Origin of the sequence: Glycomyces sp. L485, from assembly GCF_022548875.1 — a bacterium.
Taxonomy (GTDB): Bacteria; Actinomycetota; Actinomycetes; order Mycobacteriales; family Micromonosporaceae; genus Glycomyces.
Window position 1 is genome coordinate 1 of sequence record NZ_JAKZEW010000093.1, and the last position, 606, is coordinate 606.

Annotated in this window: 1 protein-coding gene; it reads left to right on the forward strand. The window is 68.3% G+C overall.

The window, feature by feature from the left end:
- The coding region (locus tag L0U85_RS20150; RefSeq protein WP_241379559.1) for a transposase at positions 1-425 on the forward strand (425 nt) is incomplete at its 5' end.
- Positions 426-606 lie beyond the last annotated feature (181 nt).

Genomic DNA, 606 nt, shown 5'->3' on the forward strand with positions numbered 1-606 from the left:
ACTCGATCACCGCGACCAACATCGGACTGAAAGGACTCAAAAACATCCCCGGATCGCACACCGCCCAGTTCATCGACGTCCTTCACCGTCACCACGCCGTGGTCGAAGACCGCGTGCGCTGCAACAAGGCCATGGGCCTGCGGAACCTCCCCTCACAGTCCTGGCGCGTGAATGAAGCCTGGATGCTCGCCGCGAACATCGCGGCCGACCTCGACGCCTGGACCCGCCTCCTCGGCTGCGCCGGCGACAGCGAACTCGAAGCGGCCGAACCCGACTCGATCCGCACCAAGCTGTACGCGGTCGGCGCCCGCCTCGCCTGCCACGCCCGGACCCGGGCCCTCCGACTGCCCGACACCTGGCCGTGGAGGCAACACTTCCGCCGCTGCTGGCAGCGCCTCACCGCCCTGCCCGAACCTGCGACCTGACCGCCACTCCCACCCCGACCACCCGCCGCAGAAAGGAGCAGAAGCGGCCCTGACCAGCACCGGAGAACCGCTGGCGGCCACCGCGACGACACCGCGGACCGGACAGTCCTCACCAGCCAGGGGACAAACCGGTGCAAGCCAGGCTGCTACTCAAGCCACAAGAGCCGCTGAAGAATCCAGG